We start from the raw sequence: 5,058 nt of genomic DNA, 5'->3' as shown, positions 1-5,058 counted from the left end.
GCCGGCGGGCGCGGCCTTGGGCTTGCCGCGGGCGCCCTTGCTCGGGCCGTGCTGGAGGTTGTCGGGCAGCCAGGCCGGGCGCGGCGCGGCGGGCTTGCGGCCGCCCTTCTTGCCGGCGGGGGCGCCGTCGTGGGAGGCGGAGGGGCCGGTCTTTCCGGTCTTGTTGTTCTTGCTCGTCTTTTTGGTCATGGCCGGTATGGTCTCACATCGCCATGAACGCGGCGTCTGGGTCCTGCGCAGCGCGGGCGGGCGGCGATTTGAGCGGCCGGCGGGGTCGTGTGGCTGCGGCCGCGGCAACGACGGCCGCGGCCGCTCGCGCCGTGTCGCGGGCGCGCATCGGCGGGATCGCGCATCCACGACAACGCGCGGCCTCGCCTCGCACAACGAATGCGATGCGCAACGTCGGCCGCGCGCCTCGCCGCAGCGCATCAACGCGTTCGCGCAATGCGTCGGCTTCGGTCTGCGACGCAGCGCAGATAGCGACGCGATCCAGATCGCGCGCCGATCCGCGCATTTGTGATCGCATCCGCGCTTGTCCGCGACGGTTTCTCGTGCAACCGCTTGTACTTGCGCCGCTTCCGAGAAGCCCGCCGAAGCGCACAAAAGCGCGCACGCAGGCGGCAGTAGGTTGACGCCGTCCGCTGTCTCCACGCGGGCGCCGCGGCGCGATGCCGCCCACCTTCCGCCACTCCGACAAGGAATCGCACGATGATCCGCAACAACGCGCTGTGCCTGGCGCTCGTCGCCGGGCTGTCTGGTTTTTGCTCCATCGCTTCGGCCAAATCTTCCGTCGCCGAGATGGATTCGGCGCCGGTCACCGGCGCTCCTTCGGCCGGCGCCATGGGCGCTGCCGAGTTCGCCTCCAGCGCCAAGGCCAGCGTGCCGCGCGTGGTCAGCCTCGGCCAGCCCACCAGCCTGGACGCCTCCGCGCTCAAGAGCCGCCGCGTCGCCCAGGACAAGAACGGCCAGCCGCTGGAAATCGGCTTCGCCCGCGACATCGCGCGCAGCGCGGTGGATCTGGACACCCTGGCCTGGCAGCCGCTCGCCGACGGCGGCCGCGCCGCGCGCTTCGAAGTGTCCTCGTCCGGCGCGGTGGCGCTGCGCGCGGGCCTGTCGCTGCGCGGCGCCGGCGCCAAGTCGGCGACCCTGCACTTCGCCGGCAGCGACGGCCGCGTGTTCGCCCAGAGCGGCGCCGACTTCGCCGGCAACGAGCTGGGCTGGTCGCCGGTGGTGGAAGGCGACACCATGACCGTGGAACTGGTCCTGCCCAAGGGCGTGAACGCCAGGTCGCTCAAGCTCAAGCTGCCGCAGCTCTCGCACCTGGACATCAGCCCGGCCGCGAGCGAGCGCCAGATCCAGGCCAAGATCGGCGAGAGCGATTCGTGCGAGAAGGACATCGTTTGCCGCGCCAGCCCGACGGCGGGCTTCCTGTCCACCGCCAAGTCGGTGGCGCGCATGACCTTCACCACCTCTGGCGGCACCTACCTGTGCACCGGCACCCTGCTCAACAACAACTTCTCGCCGAAGAAGCGCCTGTTCTGGACCGCCGCGCACTGCATCAGCACCCAGACCGTCGCCAACACCCTGCAGACCTACTGGTTCTACGACGCCACCACCTGCAACGGCAGCGTGGTCAATTCGGCCTACACCACCCTCAGCGGCGGCGCCTACCTGCGCCACGCCAACACCACCCGCGACACCTCGCTGCTGGAACTCAAGACCGCGCCGCCGTCGGGCGCCGTCTACGCCGGCTGGTCGAGCGCGGCGATCTCCGCCACCGGCACCGCGATCGAAGGCATCCACCACCCGGCCGGCGACGTGAAGAAGTACTCGCTGGGTTCGGTGACCGGGCTGTCGACCTCGATCGACGGCAAGTCGCCGCTGTACCGCGTGGTGTGGAACACCGGCGTGACCGAGGGCGGCTCGTCCGGCTCGGGCCTGTTCACCGTGACCAGCAGCGGCGGCTACCAGCTGCGCGGCGGCCTGTACGGCGGCACCTCGTACTGCAGCGCGCCGCGCGATCCGGACTACTACTCGCGCTTCGCCGACATCTATTCGAGCGTGTCGCAGTATTTCAATCCGTAAGCGCTGAGGTTGGAACACAAGGGGCCGGCCGTCGCTGCGTGCGACGGCCGGTTTTTTATTGGACGTCGCGGGGTGTCGTCGTGGCAGCGGGCTTGCGGCGCGAGACTGTAGGGGCGCGGTCGCGGCTTGCGCCGCTCCTACAGGGGCTTCGGGGCTGTTCGGTCGTGAACCGTTTGACGCGATGTCGAAGGTTGCGGCGGCTTTCGGCGACAGGGCTAAGGCAACAGCCAGACGCGCACGCTGCCGATCAGGCCGCCGATGACGGCGAATCCGCCGAGCACCAGGGCCACCACGCGGATCGCGATGCCCGCGCCGATCGGTCGCTGGACTACGATCCGGCAGCGCTGCTGCGCCTGCGCCGACAGGCCCTGCACGTGCAGGCTAAGCTCGCTGTCGCGCGCGAGTTCGAACCAGCCGGTGCTGATGCGGGTGGAGCCGAAGCCGCTGACCTTGGTGCGGCTCAGGTATTTGCGGTGCACTGGGACCGGTTCGCCGTCGGCACCGTGCAACGCAACGTGCACTCCGACGAAATCGAGGCTGAAGCTGCGTCCTTCCACGCACAGGTCGTAGCGCCCGGCCGGCACGTTCAGGCGCTCGCCGCTGCGCGCCGGTGCGCGTGCGACGATGGCGGTGCCGGTCAGCCGCAACAGCGAGCCGACGGCTCGGACCAGCGCGTACAGCCCGGCCGCGAACAGCAACGCAAACAGCAGAGCCCAGAGATTGAAGCTCATCGCGCGCCTGCGCTCGGCATGCGGCCGGTGCGGGCGCGCGCCCCGCTTGCACCCGACACCCTCGCACCCGGCACGTCCGCCGCATGCGGCGCGACCTTGCCCAGCGCCTGCGTGCGCGACCGGCTCACGCCGAAATGCCCGGCACGTGCTCTTCCTCGTCCTCGGGCCTGGCCTGGCGCGGCTTGGGCGCGATCAACGGCGTCTGCTGCATGTTGCCGTAGAGCAGCGACACGCCCGCGCGCACGCCGTCGACCAGCTCCAGCTCGAAGCGCTCGGCGTCGCGGCGGCGGATGTCGGCGACCACTTCGGCCGCGTCGTCGGCCGACACGCCCAGCTCGATCAGCGCCGCTTCGCCGAAGCGCATCGCCGATTCGAAGGTCTCGCGGATCTGCAGGTCGACCCCGGCGTGCACCAGCTCCAGCGCGTGCTCGCGGTCGAAGCTGCGCGCCAGCACCCGCGCCTGCGGGAACTCATGGCGGATCAGTTGCGCGGTGCTGGTGGCCGCGGCGCGGTCGTCGATGCAGATCGCGATCAACTGCGCGGTGGCCGCGCCGGAGGCGTGCAGCACGTCCAGGCGGGTGCCGTCGCCGTAGTAGACCTTGAAGCCGAAAGTCTGCGCACTCTCGATCATCTCCACGTCGGTGTCGATGATCGCCACCTCCACCCCGCGCGCCAGCAGCGACTGCGACACCACCTGGCCGAAGCGGCCGAAGCCGATCAGCAGCACGCTGCCGCTGAGGCCGTTGGGCTCGTCCACGCCCTCCAGCGACAGCGCGGTCTTGGGCGAGAGCTTGCGCAGGGCGATGATCGCGACCGGCGTGAGCACCATCGACAGCACCACGATGGCGGTGAGGTTGGCGCCGATCTCGGCCTGGATCAGGCGCGCGTTGACCGCCGCGGAGAACAGCACGAAGGCGAACTCGCCGCCCTGCGCCATCAGCACCGCGCGGTCCAGCGATTCGGTGTGGCAGGACTTCAGCAGCCGCGCGACGATGTAGATGCACAGCGCCTTGACCAGCATCAGCGCGAGCACGCCGCCGACGATCAGCGGCCAGTTGGCCGCGACCACCTTGAGATCCAGCGACATGCCCACGCTGAGGAAGAACAGGCCGAGCAGGATGCCGCGGAACGGTTCGACATCGGCTTCGAGCTGATGGCGGAAGCTGGATTCCGACAGCAGCACGCCGGCCAGGAACGCGCCCATCGCCATCGACAGGCCGCCGACCTGCATCAACAGCGCCGCGCCGAGCACCACCAGCAGCGCCGCCGCGGTCATCACCTCGCGCGCCTTGGCCGCGGCGAGGATGCGGAACATCGGATTGAGCAGCCAGATGCCGGCGCCGATCAGCGCCGCCAGCGAGGCCGCCGCGATGCCGATGTCGGCCCAGCGCGAATGCGCGGCGGCCGCGGCGGCGTTGGGATCCGGCGGCGCCATCAGCGCCACCAGCGCCAGCAGCGGCACGATCAGCAGGTCTTCGAACAGCAGGATCGAAACGATGCGCTGGCCGCGCGGCAGGGCCAGGTCGCCGCGCTCGCCGAGGATCTGCATGACGATCGCGGTGGAAGTCAGCACGAACCCCATCGCGCCGATGAAGGCCACCACCGGCGGGAACCCGGCGAGCAGGCCGACGCCGGTCATCGCCGCCGAGCACAGCGCGATCTGCGCGGTGCCCAGGCCGAAGATCTCGCGGCGCAGACTCCACAGGTGCGAGGGCCGCATCTCCAGGCCGATGATGAACAAGAACATCACCACGCCGAGTTCGGCCACGTGCAGGATCGCCTGCGGATCGGCGAAGAAGCCCAATCCGAACGGGCCGATCAGCAGGCCCGCGGCCAGATAGCCCAGCACCGAGCCCAGGCCGATGCGCTTGAAGATCGGCACCGCGATCACCCCGGCCGCCAACAGCACCACCACCTTGACCAGCTCGCTACCGCCCGCCGCTTCGGCCGCCATCGCACTCTCCCTTACCGCGCCGCCGGCGCATCGTTCGCGTTCGTCAGACCGGCCGCAGGGCCGGGGCCACAGCCTAGCAGGCGCGGGCGCACGGCGATGCGCACCCGGGCCGCACGCTGCATTGCGCGCATCGCTCGCGCCTGTCGCCAGCGCCCGCGCGTATCGCCCGCGCGCAGCGGTGCACGTATCATCGCGGCGATGCGCTCCCGCCCCGCTCCCGCCGCTCGCGACCGCAAGGCCCGCGTGCCCGCCCACCGCACCGCGCCCGTCCGCAGCGGGCCCAACGGC

5 protein-coding genes are annotated in these 5,058 nt (G+C 70.7%); 2 read left to right on the top strand and 3 right to left on the bottom strand.

All coding sequences use genetic code 11. The annotated features are described in order from the left end of the window. A partial coding sequence (locus tag A7A76_RS21760; RefSeq protein ID WP_206413270.1) for a hypothetical protein occupies window positions 1-189 on the bottom strand: 189 nt, incomplete at its 3' end. On the opposite strand from A7A76_RS21760, the gene A7A76_RS21755 reads away from it, so the two are divergent. Then, the gene (locus A7A76_RS21755; protein ID WP_206413269.1) at window positions 188-520 is read left to right on the top strand and encodes a hypothetical protein; all 333 of its coding nucleotides are present in this window, start codon (window positions 188-190) and stop codon (window positions 518-520) included. The two genes, A7A76_RS21760 and A7A76_RS21755, sit on opposite strands and share 2 nt — an antisense overlap. Window positions 521-708: 188 nt before the next feature. Further along, the gene (locus tag A7A76_RS21750; protein ID WP_206413268.1) at window positions 709-2,085 is read left to right on the top strand and encodes a trypsin-like serine peptidase; all 1,377 of its coding nucleotides are present in this window, start codon (window positions 709-711) and stop codon (window positions 2,083-2,085) included. 215 nt (window positions 2,086-2,300) lie between these two features. Here the strand turns inward: A7A76_RS21750 and A7A76_RS21745 are convergent, their stop codons facing one another. Further along, window positions 2,301-2,816, bottom strand: coding sequence for a hypothetical protein (locus A7A76_RS21745; protein WP_206413267.1), 516 nt, complete (start codon window positions 2,814-2,816; stop codon window positions 2,301-2,303). 124 nt (window positions 2,817-2,940) lie between these two features. After that, window positions 2,941-4,770 (bottom strand): monovalent cation:proton antiporter-2 (CPA2) family protein, encoded by a 1,830-nt coding sequence (locus tag A7A76_RS21740; protein WP_206413266.1) that lies wholly within the window; start codon window positions 4,768-4,770, stop codon window positions 2,941-2,943. Between the last annotated feature and the right edge of the window lie 288 nt (window positions 4,771-5,058).

The organism is Lysobacter enzymogenes (genome assembly GCF_017168095.1).
Lineage (GTDB): Bacteria > Pseudomonadota > Gammaproteobacteria > Xanthomonadales > Xanthomonadaceae > Lysobacter > Lysobacter enzymogenes_D.
Note: the sequence above shows the minus strand (reverse complement) of the source record. Positions and strands in the feature narration are given on the sequence as shown.